Raw genomic sequence first — 17,645 nt, forward strand, 5'->3', positions numbered from 1 at the left:
ACGGATGACACCTCATGGGATCACTATTGCACATTCGCGCACGCGCGTCGGCAATGTTTCTTCAGCGCCGCGCCCCTCGCTCACCCCGCAGCCTCTGCTTCACCTGGCCGTCGACATCCGAGCTGCGCACCGTCCGCTCGACGACGGCCGCACCCGCAAGCGTCGCGCGGGTGCGGCCGTCGTGCTGCGGAGCCGTCACGGTCAGGACTCCGAGTCGGAGGCCTCCGCAGATGCCTCATCCGAGGCGCCCTCCGACGGCTCGGCCGGACCCTCGACGAAGGTGGGTGCGATCTCCTCGAGCATCGAGGTGTAGTCGGTCGGCTCGGCGCTCTCCTCACCGCCCATGCCCGCGCTGGGATCCGAGATCGAGATGACGACGTTGCCGACGCTCATCATGGCGGTCGAGGTCGTGCTGGTCTGCCCCTGGGCCTCGACCTCGGCGTCCTGCGAGATGGCCGCGCCGGCACCCTCCACATCGACCTCCTCGGTGGTGGTCTTGATCCCCATCTCCTCGCCCATGAGGGTCATGGTGACGTCGCCGCAGTCCTTGTAGGCGTCGCGCAGGCCGTTGACGTGGTCGTCGGCCGCCTCCTTGGAGTCCATGGGGTAGGCCGTGATGGAGACGCCGTCGGCAGTGGTGCCCATGACCGAGTCCTCCATGACGTCCTCGAGCATGCCGCCCGTCAGCTGCCCCAGGAGCGGATCCTGGCACTCGGCCGGATCGATCTCGGCCTCCTCGAGGATGCCCTCCATCATGGAGATGCCCTCCTGGCTCATGTCCTCGCCCACGGCATCTGCCGCCGGAGTGACATTCGACAGCTCCTCGCCGTCGACCGTGGAGGCCGCCAGCGTGGACTCGACCTGCTCGGTCGTGTAGTCGGTGGGAGCCTCAGGCGCGGCGCTCTCCTCGCCGCCCGAGGAGTCGTCTCCCCCGCCGCCGCCGGCGCAGCCGGTGAGGGCAAGTGCGGCGATGGCGGTGCCTGCGAAGAGAGTGCGGAAGCGAAGCGATGCTGCCATGGGAGGTTCCAGCCTTTCGACGGCTCCGGGCGACGAGCGCCGGAGAAGAGCTTCATGGATGCGGGCGACGGCCGCCCTGAGGTGCATGTGATGCATGCCACCTCATGTTGATAACTATCGCACACGCAACAGCCCCCGCCGGAATGTTTCACCGGCGGGGGCTGTATGACTTCGAAAGGAAAAGCGTCGAGGCGGCTGCCCCGTCCTCGGGATCAGGACTGCGAGGCGGTCTCGAACAGGGACTGCATGCCCTCAAGACCGTCCTTGGTCTCCTGGCTCTGCAAGCTGCTGAGGCTGGAGACATCGGGGATGGACTCGCCACCGCACTGGCCGCATCCGGTCAGGGCGAGCGCCGCGATGGCGGTGCCCGCGAAGAGGGTGCGGAAGCGCAGCTGCTGGGCCATGGTGTGAGTGCCTCTCGCAGGCTCGCCGTTCGGCGGGCGCGGTCGGGGAAGGCAGACGAGCCAGCCGGGACGAGCTCCTCGGCGTCGAATGCCGGGAGCAGCAAAACTATTGCGAACCTGCCGCGCGAACCGGCACTCCGGCCTCAGAAGAGCACGGTCGCGAAGGTCCCGTGCCGCTGGAATCCCACCCGCTCGTACGTCCGCAGCGCGGCGGTGTTGTAGTCGTTGACGTAGAGGCTCACGGCCTGGAAGCGCTGCAGCGCCTGCTCCACGACGGCGGCCATGCAGGGAGCCGCCAGCCCCCTGCCCCGCAGCTCGGGGCGCACCCACACGCCCTGGATCTGGCAGACATCGCCCGCCGCGGCGCCGAGATCCGCCTTGAAGTCCACCCGACCGTCGCGCATCAGCACGAAGGTGCGCTGCCGGGCCAGCAGCTGCTGGACGCGGCGGACATAGGACTCCCTGCCCTCCACGTACGGGGAGAAGCCGACCTCCTCCTCGAACATGGCCGCACTGGCCGGCAGCACGGCTTCGATCTCGCCCGGACGCCCCAGGCGCACCTCGGGATGCCCTTCGATCGCAGGGGCCTGATCGATGCTCAGCAGCGGCTGGCACTGCCGGATGGCGAACGGGTCGCACCAGCGGCGCTGCACCGCTGCCCATAGCGCCAGGACGTCGTCGCGGGGGCCGAAGAAGGAGGCTCGGGCCTGGCGCGCGCCGACCAGGTGCGCCCCGACGGCCTCCGCCCCTCCTTCCCCCAGGTGGACGGGGACCACGTTGGAGCCGACCCAGCAGGCGCCCGAGAGCTCGAGCGAGCGCCCCGCTGCGCCGGGACGGGGACGACGACCGCGTGCGAGTCCGACGACCGGCTGCGTCGCGCGGGAGGGCACGTCGCGCAGCTGCGCCACGTGCTCGGCGACGAACACCGAGGAGATCGGATCCTGTCCGAGGAGCCGATCGAGCTCCGAGCGCGGAACGGCGTGGGGCGGGACGAGCCGCGTCTGCGCGTTCGAGAAGAGCTTCACCCGACGGTGACGGTGGGCGAGGCGCCGGACTCCTCGTCCTCCTCCAGGCCCATCTCCTCTGCAACGCGGTTGGCCTCGGTGATCAGGGTCTCCACGATCTGATCCTCCGGGACGGTGCGGATGACCTCGCCCTTCACGAAGATCTGGCCCTTGCCGTTGCCGGAGGCCACGCCCAGATCGGCCTCGCGCGCCTCACCGGGACCGTTGACGACGCAGCCCATGACGGCCACCCGCAGCGGCACCGTCAGGTCCTTGAGCCCCTCGGTGACGTCGTCGGCCAGCTTGTAGACATCCACCTGGGCCCGCCCGCACGACGGGCAGGAGACGATCTCGAGCTTCTTGGGACGCAGGCCCAGCGACTGCAGGATCTGGGCGCCGACCTTGACCTCCTCGACCGGAGGAGCCGACAGCGAGACGCGGATCGTGTCGCCGATGCCCTGGGAGAGCAGGGCGCCGAAGGCCGTGGCGGACTTGATGGTGCCCTGGAACGCCGGACCGGCCTCCGTCACGCCCAGGTGGAGGGGCCAGTCGCCGCGCTCGGCCAGCAGCTGGTAGGCGCGCACCATGGTCACGGGGTCGTTGTGCTTGACCGAGATCTTGAAGTCGTGGAAGTCGTGCTCCTCGAACAGCGAGGCCTCCCACTGCGCGGACTCGGCCAGCGCTTCCGGGGTGGCCTTGCCGTACTTCTCCATGAGGCGCCTGTCGAGCGAGCCCGCGTTCACGCCGATGCGGATCGAGACGCCGGCGTCCTTGGCCGCGCGGGCGATCTCGCCGACCTGGTCGTCGAACTTGCGGATGTTGCCCGGATTCACACGCACTCCGGCGCAGCCTGCGTCGATCGCGGCGAAGACGTACTTGGGCTGGAAGTGGATGTCCGCGATCACCGGGATCGGGGACTTCATGGCGATGATCGGCAGCGCGTCGGCGTCGTCCTGGGAAGGGCAGGCCACGCGCACGATGTCACAGCCGGCGGCGTTGAGCTCGGCGATCTGCTGCAGCGTGCCGTTGATGTCGGTGGTGGGCGTGGTGGTCATGGACTGCACGCTCACCGGAGAGTCCGAGCCCACACCCACCGAGCCCACGCGGATCTGCCGGGTCTTGCGGCGAGGCGAGAGGACGGGAAGGGGTGCGGCGGGCATGCCCAGGCTGACCGGACTCACAGTTGGCTCCTGATTGCGTCGAGGATGGATCGGCCTCCATTGTGCCCCAGCGGTCAACCCGGTTCGTCCGCTGAGTGAGCCACGGCTCATGCCTGACTGCGGCGCCTCAGAGCAGCTGCACCGGCTCAATCAGGTCTGCCAGCACCAGCACCGCGGTCATCCCGAGCATGGCCATCGAGACGGCGTAGGTCATCGGCAGCAGCCGCAGCGGATCGAACGGCCCGGGGTCCCTGCGGCCCAGCACGCGCGCGGCGGTGCGGCGGATCCGCTCCCACAGCGCACCGGCGATGTGCCCGCCGTCCAAGGGCAGCAGCGGGATGAGGTTGAAGGCGAACAGGGCCAGGTTCACCGACCCCACGAGCCCCACCAGGGTGGCGGTCTTCTCCCGCAGCTCGAGCTGATCCGAGCTGGCGACCTCACCGGAGATCCGCCCCACGCCCACGACGGACATGGGCCCCTCCGGATCGCGCGGGGCGTCCGTGAAGGTCGACACGGCCACGTTCCACACGTTGACCGGCAGCCGGATGAGCCCGCCGGCCACGCGCTCCAGACCGTTCAGCACCTCCCCCGGCACCGCGCTGATCGGCTGCTGGGTCAGCTCGGTGAGCGACGAGGCACCGATGAATCCCACGTCCTGCATGACGTAGCGCCCGTCCTCCACGATCGGGGCACCGGTGGAGTCGACGGCCGGACGCGAGGTCTCCACCGGAGTGATCGTGGTCGAAGCACGCTCGCCGTCGCGGTCGTAGACGACCTCGATCGGCTGGCCGGCCCCCTCCCGGACGATCTCGGTGAGCTCGTCCCAGGACTCGACCCGGCTGCCGCCCAGGGACACGACGACATCTCCGGGACGCAGCCCCGCCGCGTGCGCCGGAGCCGCGGGGTCGTCCTGCGCGCACTCCCCCTCGGAGGCCGGTGCGGACTCGGAGGCGTCGGCCGGGTCCACGGCCTGCACGCAGCGGCTCACCGAGGCCAGCGTGGTGGTGGGCTGCTGGGAGCCGAAGCCCGTGACGAGCACCGTGATGCACACGATCGCGATCAGCAGGTTCATGATCGGCCCGCCGAGCATGATCACGATGCGCTTCCACACCGGCAGGCGATAGAAGGCCCGGTCCTCGTCCCCCGGCAGCAGCTGGGCCGCTGCCACGGATCGGGTCTGCGACGTCATCTGCTGCATGACCCCGGTGGAGTCCACGCCGGCTCGGTGGCCGGCCACCGGCGGATACATGCCGACCATGGCCACGTAGCCGCCCAGGGGGACGGCCTTGATCCCGTACTCCGTCTCCCCGCGCACCCGCGAGAACAGCGTGGGCCCGAAGCCCACCATGTACTGCATCACCCGCACCCGGAACAGCTTGGCGGGCAGCAGGTGCCCCACCTCGTGCAGGGCGATCGAGGCGATGAGGGCCAGGGCTGCCAGCAGGACGCCGAGGACGAAGATCAGGACGCTCACGCGCATATCCCACCACACCGGCAGGACGGCGCAGGGGTTGCCTCGCCCTTGGGCTTCCGTGGGCTTCGCCCGTCGTCGTGGTCCCTCAGGACGGGGCCCGGGGAAGGATGAGGATCACGACGACGGGCGCGGGCCCGGCTCCCTTGGAGGAAGCCGGGGCCGCGCCCGTGAGGCGGTGCCGCTGACGGGTCAGCGGCGCATGATCCTGCGCGCCATGGCGTTGCCGACGAACTGCACGGTCTGCACCAGGACGATGATGACCGCGACCGCAGCCCAGGTGACCTCGTCGTTGAAGCGCTGGTAGCCCAGCCGCAGCGCGAAGTCGCCCAGACCGCCAGCGCCGATGGCACCGGCCATGGCGGACATGTCGGTCACACCGATGACCAGGAACGTGTAGCCGAGCACCAGAGGGCCCAGGGCCTCCGGCAGGATCACCGTGGTCATGATCCGGAACCGCGAGACGCCCATGGAGCGAGCCGCCTCGATCACACCGGGATCCACCGACATGAGGTTCTGCTCGACGATGCGCGCGACCGCGAACAGGGCGGCGATCGTCATGGCGAAGATCGCGGCGTTCTGCCCGAGCCTGGTCCCGATCACCGTCTCCGTCAGCGGGCCGAGGGCCGCCAGCAGGATGATGAACGGGATCGGCCGCACGAAGTTCACGATCAGGTTGATCGCGGTGTTCAGCGGGCGGTTCGCATAGATGCCGCCCGGACGCGTGACGTACAGCGCGACGCCGAAGACCAGGCCCAGGAACCCCGCGATGATCATGGTCACCACGACCATGTAGAGGGTCTCGCCGATGGACGTCAGCAGCTGAGGGCCGAGAACGGACCAATTGGTCATGCCGACACCTCCTTCACGGTCGTGGCCTCTGCAAGCCGGGCGATCGTGTCCTCCACGGCCTGCGGCTCGCCCAGCAGCTCGACGGTCAGGGAGCCGAAGGACTGCTCCTGCAGCACCGACACCCCGCCGAACACGATCCTGAAGCCCACGCCGCGCTCAGCAGCGGCGCGGCTGAGCACCGTGCCGACATCGACGCCCTCGCGGATCTCCATGACCACCAGGCGGCCGTGGTGGCGCGCGCGCAGGTGCGCGAGCTCCTCGGCGTCCGGCTCGGCGTGGACGACGGTGGAGACGAAGCGACGGGTCGTGGGCGACTGCCCGGCCGAGAAGATCTGGGCCGTGGGGCCCATCTCGACCACGCGTCCGCTGTCCATGACCGCGACGCGATCGGCGATCGAGCGCACCACGTCCATCTCGTGGGTGATCAGCACGACCGTGATCCCGAACTCCCGGTTGGCCCGGCGCAGCAGCGCCAGCACCTCCTGGGTGGTCTCCGGGTCCAGTGCGGAGGTGGACTCGTCGGCCAGCAGGATCTTGGGGTTGGCAGCCAGCGCCCGGGCGATGCCCACGCGCTGCTTCTGCCCGCCCGAGAGCTGCTCGGGGTAGTTGCCCGCCCGCTCGGAGAGCCCGACGAACTCGAGCAGCTCCTTCACGCGCGCCCTGCGATCGGCCGCCGACCAGCCCGCCTGCTTCAGCGGGTACTCGACGTTGCCGGCCACTGAGCGCGACGTGAACAGGTTGAACTGCTGGAAGATCATGCCGATGTCGCGACGGATCGGGGCCAGCTGATTCTCGGTGCGGCCGTCGACCCGGCGGCCGTCGACCTCGACGACGCCGGAGGTCACCGGCTCCAGGCCGTTGATCAGGCGCACGAGCGTGGACTTGCCGGCACCCGAGTAGCCGATCACGCCGAAGATCTCGCCTCGGCGGATGTCGAGGGTGACATCGTCGACTGCGGTCACGTCCCGCTTGGTCCTGCCCTTGCCCGTGGTGAAGGACTTGGTGACGCCGTCGAAGCGCACGATCGCCTCGGTCTCGGGCCCGGGCCGACGCCGCTGCGTGTCAGCGGCGTCGGCCACCGGCTCGCTGTCGGGGTGGAACTGCTCGGCCGGGGTCACTTCTGGAGGTCCTCCTCGTAATCGGAGAGGACCTGCTCCAGCTCCTCCTGCGAGAGTTCCATGGTCACCGCGGTGCCCTTGGTGTCCTCCTTCTCGGCCTCCTCGACCTCCGGGGTGTGGAAGAGATCGGCGACCTTGTGGAGGGTCTCGTCGTCCTTGTTGGCCTCGGTGGTGGCGAACAGGTTCACGTACGGACGGGCGTTCTCGTTCTCGGCGCCGTCGGAGGCCAGGGCCGAATCGGGATCGATGTCGCCGCGGGCCAGGAAGTCGTTGTTGATGACGGAGCCGGCCACAGAGTCCAGAGACAGCACGGTCTGCTCGGCCGAGACCGGGGTGACGGAGACCTTCGAGGCCTCGGTGTCGATGTCCGACTCGGTCGGGGCGGTGGTGTCCGAGGTGAACTCGACCAGGCCGTTGGCCTGCAGCAGCAGCAGCGCGCGCGACTGGTTGATCGAGTCGTTGGGGATGGCGATCTCGTCGCCGTCCTGGATGTCCTCGAGCGACTCGTACTCGTTGGAGTACAGGCCCAGCGGGTAGATCGAGGTCGAGGCGATCGGGGTGACGGTCTCCCCGGAGCTGTTGTTGTAGTCCGCCAGGTACGCGATGTGCTGGAACCAGTTCATGTCGACGTCGCCGGAGACGGTCGCCGGGTTGACCTGGCTGTACTCGGAGAGCTCGACCAGCTCGACGGTGATGCCCTCCTCCTCGGCCTTCTCCACGAGGGCCTCGTTCACGGGGGTGGTGCCGACGACGCCGATCTTGATGACCCCGTCGTCGTAGGGGGCCTCATCGGAGTCGCCGCCGCCGCAGCCGGCGAGGGTCAGGCCGAGGACTGTGGTCACGGCCAGGGCGGAGAGACGGTGTGCGCGCATGGGAGGGGTTGCCTTTCGTTCAGCGAGCTGTCCGATCCCATCGGGGTGACCGGCGGCGCTGAACGTCAGGCGTGCGCATCGATGCTGCGCACGAACCCAAATCCGTGCTTGCCGCGGTGCGGAACCGGAGCCGAATGGTCATCTGGGGCACCCCACCACGGTGAGAGGGTTGCCGTCCGGCCAGCCAGAGCTTCGCGCCGGATCTCGTCATCCGGCGCAGATCCTAGCATCTGAGTCCGGTGCGGGCGAGCCCCCCACGAGGCCTGGCACGGGCTCTGGCTCAGGCACCGGATGCACGTCGGCCGCGTCCCGGAGGCCGGCTCATCGACGCCTCTGCCTCACCAGCTCATCAGCGCGGGAGCGAGCCCAGGCCTCGGCTGCCAGCACCGATTCGAGGCTCAGCTCGTCGACGGGCTCATGCTCCCGCACGACTTCGGCCACGAGCTCGACGATCTCCAGGAAGCCCAGGCGCCCGGCGTGGAAGGCCAGGACCGCCTGCTCGTTCGCGGCGTTGAACACGGCAGGGCCGGTGGGCCCTGAAGCCGCCGCCTCCTTGAGCAGACGCACCGCTGGGAAGGCCTCCTCATCCAGCGGCTCGAAGCTCCAGGTCGCCGCCTGAGTCCAGTCGCACGGCGAGGCGGCGCCCGGGACCCGATGCGGCCAGCCGAGGCCCAGCGCGATCGGCAGGCGCATGTCCGGCGGGGAGGCCTGAGCCATGGTGGAGCCGTCCACGAACTGCACCATCGAGTGCACGACGGACTGCGGGTGCACCACCACGTCGATGCGCTCCAAGGGGATGTCGAAGAGCAGGTGGGCCTCGAGGACCTCGAGGGCCTTGTTGACCATGGTCGAGGAGTTCGTGGTCACCATCAGCCCCATGTCCCAGGTGGGATGAGCCAGGGCGTCCTGCGGGCGCACGTCCCGCAGGGAATCGCGCGAGCGCCCGCGGAAGGGTCCACCGGAGGCCGTCAGCACGAGCCGATCGACCTCTGCCGACGCGCCGCTGCGCAGCGCCTGGGCCAGGGCTGAGTGCTCGGAGTCCACGGGGATCAGCGGGTCGTCGTGCGGGGAGGCCTGCGCGGCTCGGCGCACCAGCTCACCGCCGGCGATCAGCGACTCCTTGTTGGCCAGGGCCAGCAGCTTGCCGGCCTCCAGGGCGGCAAGGGTGGGGGCCAGCCCGATCGAGCCGGTGATGCCGTTGAGGACGAGATCGGCCCCCGGCGCTCGCGCCGCCTGCACGGCGGCCTCCGATCCCGCGAGGATCTGCGGGGAATAGTCCTCCCCCAGCGCCAGGACCCGCGAGGCGATCATGCGCTCGAGCAGCGCCGCGTCCTGGACATCGCCGGACGTCGCCACGAGCGGGGCCCGGGTCTCGACGGCCTGCTCCGCGAGCAGCTCGAGGTTCGACGAGCCGGCCGCCAGGGCCACCACCCGGAATGGGGCCTGCTGATCGGCCGACGCCGCGGCGGTGCGCACGACGTCGAGCGCCTGCGTGCCGATGGAGCCGGTCGAGCCCAGGATGCAGATGCGGCGCTGGGACTCGGCCCACAGGGGAGCCTGGGGGGCGGGACGCTGTTCGCTGGAGATCTCGGACATGGCTCCAGTATGCCGACCTGCCTCCAGTGCTGCCGGAGCGCGTTGGACGCGCCCCCCCCTTCCGCGCACGCCCCCTGGCCCGGAGGAGACGAAGCGCCCCGCCCCTCTCGACGAGGGACGGGGCGCTTGCAGGTGCTGCGGAACGCGTCGGCTCAGCGCTCGACGGCACCGCCGCGGCTGCCCTTGGTGAGGGCGCCGTAGATGAACAGCACGACGAGCGCGCCGATGATGGCGAGCACGATCGAGCCGATGGACAGGGTGCTGCCGGCCGGGTGCAGGCCCGGGATGACCATGGCGATCAGGCCGCCGACGAAGGCGCCGACGATGCCCAGGATGATGGTCATCACGATGCCGCCGCCCTGCTTGCCGGGCATGATGAGCTTGGCGATGGCGCCGGCGATGATGCCGAGAACCAGCCAGGCGATGATGGATCCGATCATGGTGCTTCTCCTCTTCCGGGACGCAAGTGCGACGTCCCTGAACTGGGGGTCGAGTGCTCAGACTGCTGAGCATCTCCTCGAGAGTAGACCCTGAGCGGCTCGGGGGGAGCATCCTAGCCCCGAGCCGCTGAGGCGTCTCTCACACTTCTCTCAGATGCACTTGTGCATCGAATCGCCCCAGGTCAGCCCCGAGATGATCCGAGAGCCGCGCAGCTCAGTGATCGACCGGGGGCTCGGCCCCGACTCCCGTCATGGAGCGGACCTCCATCTCGGCCTGCTTCTCGCGGTTCTCGCGGCGGCTCTCCGTGAGCGAGCCGATGATGGCCAGCAGGAAGCCGACCGGGATCGAGACGATGCCCGGGTTGGTCAGCGGGAACCAGGCGAAGTCGGCGCTGGCGATCATTGAGGTCTCCGCCCCGGACATCACCGGGGAGAAGATGATCAGCACGACCGCGGTGATCAGGCCGCCGTACATGGACCACACCGCGCCGCGGGTGGTGAAGCGCTTCCAGTACAGCGAGAACAGGATCGTGGGCAGGTTCGCCGAGGCTGCGACCGCGAAGGCCAGGGCCACCAGGAAGGCGACGTTCTGCCCCTGCGCACCGATCCCGCCCAGGACGGCCACGACGCCGATCACGACCACGGTGATCTTGCCGACCCGCAGCTCCTCCTTGCCGGTGGCCTTGCCCTTCTTGAGCACGTTGCCGTAGATGTCGTGGGCGAACGACGCCGATGCCGTGATGGCCAGACCCGCCACGACCGCCAGGATCGTGGCGAAGGCGACGGCTGCGATGAACCCGAGCAGCAGGGATCCGCCGAGCTCGTAGGCCAGCAGCGGCGCCGCCGAGTTCACTCCGCCCGGAGCCGCCGCGATGCGGTCGGCGCCGATCAGGGCCGCGGCCGCATAGCCGAGCACCAGGGTGAAGAGGTAGAAGGTGCCGATCAGCACGATGGCCCAGACCACCGACTTGCGGGCCTCCTTGGCCGTGGGGACCGTGTAGAAGCGCATCAGCACGTGGGGCAGGCCCGCCGCGCCGAGCACCAGGGCCAGGCCGAGGGAGACGAAGTCGAGCTTGGTGACCTCGCTGAGCCCGTAGCGCAGCCCGGGCTCCAGGATCGCGTGGTCGCCTGCGGTGTCCACGGCTCCCCCGAGCAGGCCGGAGAAGCTGAAGCCGAACATTGCTAGTGCCCACACCGTCATGACCGCCACGCCGGCGACCAGCAGGCAGGCCTTGATGATCTGCACCCACGTGGTGCCCTTCATGCCGCCGATCAGCACGTAGGCGATCATCAGGACGCCCACGGCCAGGATCACCACGGACTGCCCGGTGCTGGAGGTCACCCCCAGCAGCAGGGACACGAGCGCACCCGCGCCTGCCATCTGCGCCAGGAGGTAGAAGAGCGTGACGCTGAGAGTGGAGATCGACGCCGCCATGCGCACGGGGGTCTGGCGCAGGCGGAAGGACAGGACGTCCGCCATCGTGAACTTGCCCGTGTTGCGCAGCGGCTCGGCGATCAGCAGCAGAGCCACGAGCCAGGCCACGAAGAACCCGATCGAGTACAGGAAGCCGTCGTAGCCCTGCACGGCGATCGCGCCCACGATGCCGAGGAACGACGCCGCCGAGAGGTAATCGCCGGCGATCGCCAGGCCGTTCTGGGTGCCGGTGAAGGAGCGGCCTCCGGCGAAGTAGTCGGCCGCGCTCTGCGTGGACTTCGAGGCGCGGATGACGACGACCAGGGTCACCGCCACGAAGGCCAGGAAGATCGACATGTTGATCCAGGGCGATCCGACCGTGCTCGAGGAGGTCTCCGCCAGGGAGATCTGGGGGCTCATGGGTTCAGGCCTCCTGTCCGGTGCTGCGGGAGCGGGAGGCGAAGTCGCCGGCCTCGAGATCGGCGCGGATGTCCTGCGCCTGGCTGTCGAGGTTCTTGTTCGCGAAGACCACGTAGGCCGCGGTGATGCCGAAGGTCGTCACGAACTGCAACAGGCCCAGGATCACTCCGAGGTTCACGTTGCCGAGCACCTCGCGGCCCATGAAGGACGGCGCGTAGATGGACAGCAGGACGTAGAGGAAGAACCAGACGAGGAAGAACACGGTCATGGGGAACACGAAGCGGCGGTGCGTGCTGCGCAGGGACTGGAACTGAGGCGAAGCCTGGGCCGCCATGAAGTCCTCTGCCGTCGGCTCCGCGATGCGGGGCTGGTCGGTCACGGGGATCCTCTCGATGAAGAGTCGACGTGAGCTCTGTTACTCACAGGTGTGACACACACCATAATCAGCGATCTTCAAGGTTGAGGGCGCCACTCCGAGACACGGCATCGAGTTGCCAAGACATCCCCCGGCCGGCGCTCAGTCCAGGATCAGCACCAGGTCCACGAGGGCATCCAGGAAGGCATCGACCTGGTTCTCCTCGTACACGTCCTGGCCGTAGGCGGGGTCGAACACCGCGCGGCGGATCATGTCGGCATCCGGGGCCTGCTGGCGATCGATCTCGGTGAGCACCGTCTCGCACAGCTCATCGACCTGTCGGGCGCTGTAGCCACGGGTCGAGGCCGACGACGGGGCGCGGAAGCGGTGTCCGCTCGGACGGCGGAGCCGGCCGTAGATCTGCTCGAGCCGGCGGTCCATGCGGTCGTCCCAGGCCTGGGGGCCGTCCTCCGCCTGACGGCGCCGGGCATGGGCTGCGGCCGCACGGTCCTCGAGCCGGTCGATCGCCGCGTCGACCTCGGCGGGGATGTAGCCGCCGCGCTGACGCCGGAAGGTTGCGGTGCGCAGCGTCTCGGGCTCGGGAAGCACGCTGTCGTCAGGCTCGTCATCCCCGGGGCCCGAGCCGAGCAGCGGCAGCAGCAGGGCGTCGACGTCGGCGACGCGGTAGCCCCACGAGCGCGAGGCGACCCGTCCCAGGCCCAGGCCGTCCTGCGGCGCCTGTGCGCCTGCGGTCCCCTCGGCGTCAGGGGTGTCGGCTGCGGTGCTCATGACGGATCAGCCTCCTTGTCCGAGCCTGCCGACCGCGACCAGCAGCTCGAAGACCACGTAGCCCACCGGGATCGCGAAGAGGATCGAGTCGATGCGGTCCATGACCCCGCCGTGGCCGGGAAGGAGATCGCCCATGTCCTTCACCCCGAGCTCGCGCTTGACCATGGACTCGGAGAAGTCGCCGAGTGCGGAGACGATGACGAGGAAGAAGGCCAGGACGGTGCTGTGCCACCAGGGGACGTCGAGCATGAGCGCGCCCAGCACCGTGCCGAGGATGAGGGAGCCCAGCATGGACCCGGCGAAGCCCTCCCAGGTCTTCTTGGGACTGATCCGCGGTGCCATGGGGTGCTTGCCCCACAGCACGCCGGCGATGTATCCGAAGGTGTCGTTGCCGACCGCCATGAGGATCACGAGCAGGACCTTGGCGGGGCCCTCCGGGGTGTGGAACAGCAGGACCGCCAGCGAGATCAGCAGGCCCGCCCAGGTCACCGCGAACAGCGACGACATCACGGACAGGACCATGCCGTCGGTCCGCCCGAAGACGCGGCAGAGGATCACGACGGTGCAGACCAGGATCAGCGCGATGATCAGCGCCTCGGACCCGCCGACGAAGGCGGCCAGCGGCAGCACGGCCGCGCCCACGGCGGCGGGAGCGCGAGGCACCTTGATGCCGCCGCGGGCCAGGGCGCCGCAGACCTCCCACACGCCCAGGCCCGCGGCCGCGGCGGCCAGGAGGGCGACCACCGGCGGCACCAGGAACAGGCCGACGAGGAGCACGACGATCAGCCCCGCGCCCACTCCGATCGCGGCAGGCAGATTGCGGCCTGCGCGGGAGGTCCTCTGGGCGGGGGCGGACGACGGCTCTTCGACGACGGTGGGCATCAGACCTTCAGCAGCTCTGCTTCCTTGTTCTTGGCCGCGGTGTCGATCTGCTCCGAGGCCTTCTTGGTCAGGGCGTCGAGCTCCTTCTCAGCGCGCTTGCCCTCGTCCTCGCCGATCTCCCCGTCCTTGACGAGCTTCTCGATGGCCTCCTTGGCCGCGCGGCGGATGCTGCGCACCGAGATGCGGCCGTCCTCGGCCTTCGAGTGCACGATCTTGACGTAGTCGCGGCGGCGCTCCTCCGTCAGCTCCGGCATGACCACGCGGATCACGTTGCCGTCGTTGGCCGGGTTGGCGCCGACGTCCGAGTTGCGCAGCGCCTTCTCGATCTCCCCCAGGGCGGAGCGGTCGTAGGGCGTGATGAGCAGCGTGCGGGCCTCCGGGTTCTGGAAGGACGCCAGCTGGTTCAGCGGCGTGGGGGCGCCGTAGTACTCGACCGTCACGTTGGCGAACAGGGAGGGGTTCGCGCGTCCGGTGCGGATGGCGGCGAACTCGTCGGCGGCGTGCGCGACGGCCTTGTCCATGCCGGTCTTGGCTTCGTTGTGGATCTCGTCGATCACTTCAAGCTCCTTGCGTGGTCTGCGGGATCGGTGCGAGGTCCGGACCGATCAGGTGGGCAGCGCGGCTGCGGGCACTGAGGCCCAGTCTAGCGAGGCGAGTGCACACGCCGCGGGACGACGGCGGCTCAGACGGTGATGAGGGTGCCCATGTCCTCGCCCAGGATCGCGCGCGTGACGCTGCCCTCGCCCTGCATGCCGAACACGCGCATGGACACGTTGTTGTCCCGGCACAGCGAGAACGCGGTCTGATCCATCACGCGGATGTTGCGGGTGATGGCCTCGTCGTAGGTCAGCGACTCCAGGCGCACCGCCGAGGGGTCCACGTTGGGGTCGGCGGTGTAGACGCCGTCCACGCCGTTCTTGCCCATCAGGACCTCGTCGGCCTCGATCTCCAGGGCGCGCTGGGCGGCGACGGTGTCCGTGGAGAAGTAGGGCAGGCCGGCTCCGGCGCCGAAGATCACCACGCGGTCCTTCTCCATGTGCCGGATCGCCCGCCGCGGGATGTAGGCCTCTGCGACCTGCTCCATGGAGATGGCCGACTGGACGCGGGTGTCCACGCCGCACTGCTCCAGGAAATCCTGCAGCGCCAGGCAGTTCATCACGGTGCCGAGCATGCCCATGTAGTCGGCGCGCGAGCGGTCCATGCCTGCCTGGGAGAGCTCTGCCCCGCGGAAGAAGTTGCCTCCGCCGACGACGATCGAGGTCTCGACCTGTCCGACCGTGGCGGCGATCTGCTCGGCGATGTTGCGCACCACCGAGGTGTCCACGCCCACGCGGCCGCCGCCGAACACCTCGCCGGAGAGCTTCAGCAGGATGCGGCGACGCTGCCCTCGCTCCCCCGGGCTCGTGGCCGAGCGATCGGTCTCGCGACCTGCGCGCAGCGCTCCGTCGCGGATCTCCGAGGGGGTAGTGGTGGGCATGGTGCCTCCTGGCAGTCGCTGACGTGCCCCGCGGCGATGGGCGAGGCCGCGGGCGCCGCGGCCGTGTCACGGCCGCTGGGCACGGACCAGCATAGCGGCCGGCTCGGATCTGCTCTGCGGCACGGACCGGGCTCTCCCTGCACGGCGAACTCGGTCGACGGGAAGCAGCGGCGCAGACCATGCCGGAGGCAGGCTCCGCAGACGACGAAGCGCCCCCGCCCGGTCCCGTGAGGGACGCGAGCGGGGGCGCTTGTGCGCTGAAGCGCTGCGGATCAGGCGCCGACGCGGAAGCGGGCGAACGCCTTGGGGGTCGCACCGGCGGCCTTCAGGACGGCGCCGACGGACTGCTTGGCGTCCTTGGCGAAGTCCTGGTCGACCAGCACGTTCTCCTTGTAGAAGCCGTTGAGGCGACCCTCGACGATCTTGGGGAGGATCTGCTCCGGCTTGCCCTCGGCCTTGGCGGTCTCCTCGGCCACGCGGCGCTCGTTCTCGACGGTCTCCGCCGGGACGTCCTCGCGGGTGAGGAAGTTCGGGGAGAGCGCAGCGATGTGCACGGCGACGTCGTGAGCGGCCGTCTCGGCCTCGGCGCCCTGGCCGTCCACGGCCAGCAGCACGCCGACCTGGGCCGGGAGGTCCTTGGAGGTGCGGTGCAGGTACAGCTCCACCAGCGGGGCCTCAACCCGGGCGATGCGGCGCACGACGACCTTCTCGCCGAGCAGCGCGCCGGTCTCGGTCACCAGGTCGGAGACCTTCTGACCGTCGACCTCGGCGGCCAGCAGGGTGTCCAGATCCTGAGCGTCGACGGCGACGGCGGCGTCCATGACCTTCTCGCCGAAGGCCACGAACGGCTCGGCCTTGGCCACGAAGTCGGTCTCCGAGTTGACCTCGACGAGGTAGCCCTTCTGGCCCTCGATGCGGCCGACGACGATGCCCTCGGCGGTCGCGCGGCCCTCGCGCTTGGAGACGCCCTTGAGACCCTTCACGCGGATGATCTCGAGCGCCTTCTGCTGATCGCCGTCAGCCTCGTCGAGGGCCTTCTTGACGTCCAGCATGCCGGCGCCGGTGCGCTCGCGCAGTTCCTTGATGTCCTTGGCGGTGTAGTTCGCCATGTGAGCTCCTTGATCGATCGTCGCCCTGTGCAGACCGTCGACGGTCCGCTCCGGGCGTGCTCCGCTCCCGATGATGCGGGATCGGAGCGAATGTCAGGTGAACAGCGGGTGGGATCGTCTCCGCCCGCGGGCTCCGTCCGGCGCCGGCGAGGGCACCGGACGGAGAGAGGATCAGCTCTCGGTGGACTCGGCGGTCTCCGCCTCAGCGGCCGGAGCCTCGGTCTGCTCGCCGGCGGCGGCGACCTTGGCGGACTCGGCGGCCGACTCGGCGGACTTCTCAGCTTCGGCGGCGGCGTTGTGCTGCTCGAGCAGCTCGCGCTCCCACTCGGCCATGGGCTCCTCGGGAGCCTCCGAGCCGCCCTTGGCACCGCCGCGGGCCAGCAGGCCCTCGGCGACGGCGTCGGCGACCACGCGGGTCAGCAGGTTCACGGAGCGGATGGCGTCGTCGTTGCCCGGGATCGGGAACGTGACCTCATCCGGATCGCAGTTGGTGTCCAGGATCGCGACGACCGGGATGCCGAGCTTCTGCGCCTCGTCGATGGCGAGGTGCTCCTTCTTGGTGTCCACGACCCAGACCATGGAGGGGGTCTTGGACAGGTTGCGGATGCCGCCCAGGGTGCGCTCCAGCTTCTCCGCCTCGCGGCGCATGAGCAGGAGCTCCTTCTTCGTGTACTGCGAGCCGGCGACGTCGTCGAAGTCGATCTGCTCGAGCTCCTTCATGCGGTCGATCCGCTTGGAGACCGTGGAGAAGTTGGTGAGCATGCCGCCGAGCCAGCGGTGGTTCACGTAGGGCATGTTCACGCGGGTCGCCTGCTCGGCGATGGTCTCCTGCGCCTGCTTCTTGGTGCCGACGAACAGGATGGTGCCGCCGTGGGCGACCGTGGACTTGACGGCCTCGAACGCGCGATCGATGTAGGCCAGCGAGCCCTGGAGGTCGATGATGTAGATGCCGTTGCGCTCGGTGAGGATGAAGCGCTTCATCTTCGGGTTCCAGCGACGGGTCTGGTGGCCGAAGTGGACGCCGTTGTCGAGCAGCTGGCGCATGGTGACGACAGACATGTCGTGCTCCTTCATTTCTGCGCTCGCGCACCCCTGGTCCGGGCATGCGGAGCGCGGTCTGCGGTTGGTCGACGGGTCCGCCGGGTCGGCGGATCGTCCCTGGCGCACCGCGTGGAGCGGCCCCGGGAACCGGGGATGGCTCTCCGTCCGCCGCCTGCGACCGGGAGGCCGAGGACCGTGGCGGGCGGGTCGGGTCTGCGAGAGGA

Annotated in this window: 18 protein-coding genes and 1 riboswitch; all 18 genes read right to left on the reverse strand. The window is 69.5% G+C overall.

What is annotated here, in order from left to right; translation table 11 throughout:
- Positions 1-201: 201 nt before the first annotated feature.
- Entirely contained in the window at positions 202-1,017 is an 816-nt protein-coding gene (locus FFS25_RS05515; protein WP_137802166.1) for a hypothetical protein, read from the reverse strand.
- Between the two features lie 212 nt (positions 1,018-1,229).
- A complete protein-coding gene (locus tag FFS25_RS05520; RefSeq protein ID WP_137802167.1) occupies positions 1,230-1,421 on the reverse strand; it encodes a hypothetical protein in 192 nt (63 codons plus the stop codon).
- Between the two features lie 143 nt (positions 1,422-1,564).
- Positions 1,565-2,446 (reverse strand): GNAT family N-acetyltransferase, encoded by an 882-nt coding sequence (locus FFS25_RS05525; protein WP_137802168.1) that lies wholly within the window; start codon positions 2,444-2,446, stop codon positions 1,565-1,567.
- Positions 2,443-3,606 carry a flavodoxin-dependent (E)-4-hydroxy-3-methylbut-2-enyl-diphosphate synthase gene (gene ispG / locus FFS25_RS05530; RefSeq protein WP_006214458.1) on the reverse strand — a complete coding sequence of 388 codons (1,164 nt, stop codon included), beginning with the start codon at positions 3,604-3,606 and terminating at the stop codon, positions 2,443-2,445. Before ispG ends, FFS25_RS05525 begins: the two co-directional genes overlap by 4 nt.
- A 106-nt stretch (positions 3,607-3,712) precedes the next feature.
- On the reverse strand, positions 3,713-5,065 hold the full coding sequence (locus FFS25_RS05535; RefSeq protein WP_137802169.1) for a site-2 protease family protein: 1,353 nt from the start codon (positions 5,063-5,065) through the stop codon (positions 3,713-3,715).
- Positions 5,066-5,248: 183 nt separating this feature from the next.
- Positions 5,249-5,908: a methionine ABC transporter permease gene (locus tag FFS25_RS05540; RefSeq protein ID WP_137802170.1), complete on the reverse strand. Its 660-nt coding sequence runs from the start codon at positions 5,906-5,908 to the stop codon at positions 5,249-5,251.
- Complete coding sequence (locus tag FFS25_RS05545; protein WP_212742723.1) at positions 5,905-6,987, reverse strand: methionine ABC transporter ATP-binding protein; 1,083 nt, start codon at positions 6,985-6,987, stop codon at positions 5,905-5,907. Before FFS25_RS05545 ends, FFS25_RS05540 begins: the two co-directional genes overlap by 4 nt.
- Before the next feature lie 35 nt (positions 6,988-7,022).
- Positions 7,023-7,898 (reverse strand): MetQ/NlpA family ABC transporter substrate-binding protein, encoded by an 876-nt coding sequence (locus tag FFS25_RS05550; protein WP_137802172.1) that lies wholly within the window; start codon positions 7,896-7,898, stop codon positions 7,023-7,025.
- 99 nt (positions 7,899-7,997) lie between these two features.
- A riboswitch (SAM riboswitch) is annotated at positions 7,998-8,110 on the reverse strand.
- A 109-nt stretch (positions 8,111-8,219) separates the two neighbouring features.
- Positions 8,220-9,494: a 1-deoxy-D-xylulose-5-phosphate reductoisomerase gene (gene dxr, locus FFS25_RS05555; protein ID WP_249933788.1), complete on the reverse strand. Its 1,275-nt coding sequence runs from the start codon at positions 9,492-9,494 to the stop codon at positions 8,220-8,222.
- A 152-nt stretch (positions 9,495-9,646) separates the two neighbouring features.
- Entirely contained in the window at positions 9,647-9,934 is a 288-nt protein-coding gene (locus FFS25_RS05560) for a GlsB/YeaQ/YmgE family stress response membrane protein (protein WP_137802173.1), read from the reverse strand.
- Between the two features lie 214 nt (positions 9,935-10,148).
- Positions 10,149-11,768 (reverse strand): monocarboxylic acid transporter, encoded by a 1,620-nt coding sequence (locus tag FFS25_RS05565; RefSeq protein WP_137802174.1) that lies wholly within the window; start codon positions 11,766-11,768, stop codon positions 10,149-10,151.
- A gap of 4 nt (positions 11,769-11,772) precedes the next feature.
- Complete coding sequence (locus FFS25_RS05570; protein WP_053448291.1) at positions 11,773-12,102, reverse strand: DUF485 domain-containing protein; 330 nt, start codon at positions 12,100-12,102, stop codon at positions 11,773-11,775.
- Between the two features lie 183 nt (positions 12,103-12,285).
- A complete protein-coding gene (locus FFS25_RS05575) occupies positions 12,286-12,912 on the reverse strand; it encodes a DivIVA domain-containing protein (RefSeq protein ID WP_137802175.1) in 627 nt (208 codons plus the stop codon).
- A 6-nt stretch (positions 12,913-12,918) separates the two neighbouring features.
- Positions 12,919-13,794 (reverse strand): phosphatidate cytidylyltransferase, encoded by an 876-nt coding sequence (locus FFS25_RS05580; protein WP_024290136.1) that lies wholly within the window; start codon positions 13,792-13,794, stop codon positions 12,919-12,921.
- On the reverse strand, positions 13,794-14,351 hold the full coding sequence (gene frr / locus FFS25_RS05585; RefSeq protein ID WP_137802176.1) for a ribosome recycling factor: 558 nt from the start codon (positions 14,349-14,351) through the stop codon (positions 13,794-13,796). The genes FFS25_RS05580 and frr overlap by 1 nt, the downstream gene beginning before the upstream one ends.
- A gap of 125 nt (positions 14,352-14,476) precedes the next feature.
- On the reverse strand, positions 14,477-15,271 hold the full coding sequence (pyrH, locus tag FFS25_RS05590) for a UMP kinase (RefSeq protein ID WP_006214446.1): 795 nt from the start codon (positions 15,269-15,271) through the stop codon (positions 14,477-14,479).
- A 272-nt stretch (positions 15,272-15,543) separates the two neighbouring features.
- On the reverse strand, positions 15,544-16,380 hold the full coding sequence (gene tsf, locus FFS25_RS05595) for a translation elongation factor Ts (protein WP_006214445.1): 837 nt from the start codon (positions 16,378-16,380) through the stop codon (positions 15,544-15,546).
- A 171-nt stretch (positions 16,381-16,551) separates the two neighbouring features.
- A complete protein-coding gene (gene rpsB / locus FFS25_RS05600; protein WP_137802177.1) occupies positions 16,552-17,439 on the reverse strand; it encodes a 30S ribosomal protein S2 in 888 nt (295 codons plus the stop codon).
- Positions 17,440-17,645 lie beyond the last annotated feature (206 nt).

The organism is Kocuria sp. 2SI, assembly GCF_005502825.1.
In the GTDB taxonomy this organism is placed as follows: Bacteria; Actinomycetota; Actinomycetes; order Actinomycetales; family Micrococcaceae; genus Kocuria; species Kocuria palustris.

Coding starts and splice junctions, on each gene's coding strand:
- FFS25_RS05515 (WP_137802166.1), bottom strand. CDS start 1,017: ATGGCAGCATCGCTTCGCTTCCGCACTCTCTTCGCAGGCACCGCCATC.
- FFS25_RS05520 (WP_137802167.1), bottom strand. CDS start 1,421: ATGGCCCAGCAGCTGCGCTTCCGCACCCTCTTCGCGGGCACCGCCATC.
- FFS25_RS05535 (WP_137802169.1), bottom strand. CDS start 5,065: ATGCGCGTGAGCGTCCTGATCTTCGTCCTCGGCGTCCTGCTGGCAGCC.
- FFS25_RS05540 (WP_137802170.1), bottom strand. CDS start 5,908: ATGACCAATTGGTCCGTTCTCGGCCCTCAGCTGCTGACGTCCATCGGC.
- FFS25_RS05550 (WP_137802172.1), bottom strand. CDS start 7,898: ATGCGCGCACACCGTCTCTCCGCCCTGGCCGTGACCACAGTCCTCGGC.
- dxr (WP_249933788.1), bottom strand. CDS start 9,494: ATGTCCGAGATCTCCAGCGAACAGCGTCCCGCCCCCCAGGCTCCCCTG.
- FFS25_RS05560 (WP_137802173.1), bottom strand. CDS start 9,934: ATGATCGGATCCATCATCGCCTGGCTGGTTCTCGGCATCATCGCCGGC.
- FFS25_RS05565 (WP_137802174.1), bottom strand. CDS start 11,768: ATGAGCCCCCAGATCTCCCTGGCGGAGACCTCCTCGAGCACGGTCGGA.
- FFS25_RS05570 (WP_053448291.1), bottom strand. CDS start 12,102: ATGGCGGCCCAGGCTTCGCCTCAGTTCCAGTCCCTGCGCAGCACGCAC.
- FFS25_RS05575 (WP_137802175.1), bottom strand. CDS start 12,912: ATGAGCACCGCAGCCGACACCCCTGACGCCGAGGGGACCGCAGGCGCA.
- FFS25_RS05580 (WP_024290136.1), bottom strand. CDS start 13,794: ATGCCCACCGTCGTCGAAGAGCCGTCGTCCGCCCCCGCCCAGAGGACC.
- pyrH (WP_006214446.1), bottom strand. CDS start 15,271: ATGCCCACCACTACCCCCTCGGAGATCCGCGACGGAGCGCTGCGCGCA.
- tsf (WP_006214445.1), bottom strand. CDS start 16,380: ATGGCGAACTACACCGCCAAGGACATCAAGGAACTGCGCGAGCGCACC.
- rpsB (WP_137802177.1), bottom strand. CDS start 17,439: ATGTCTGTCGTCACCATGCGCCAGCTGCTCGACAACGGCGTCCACTTC.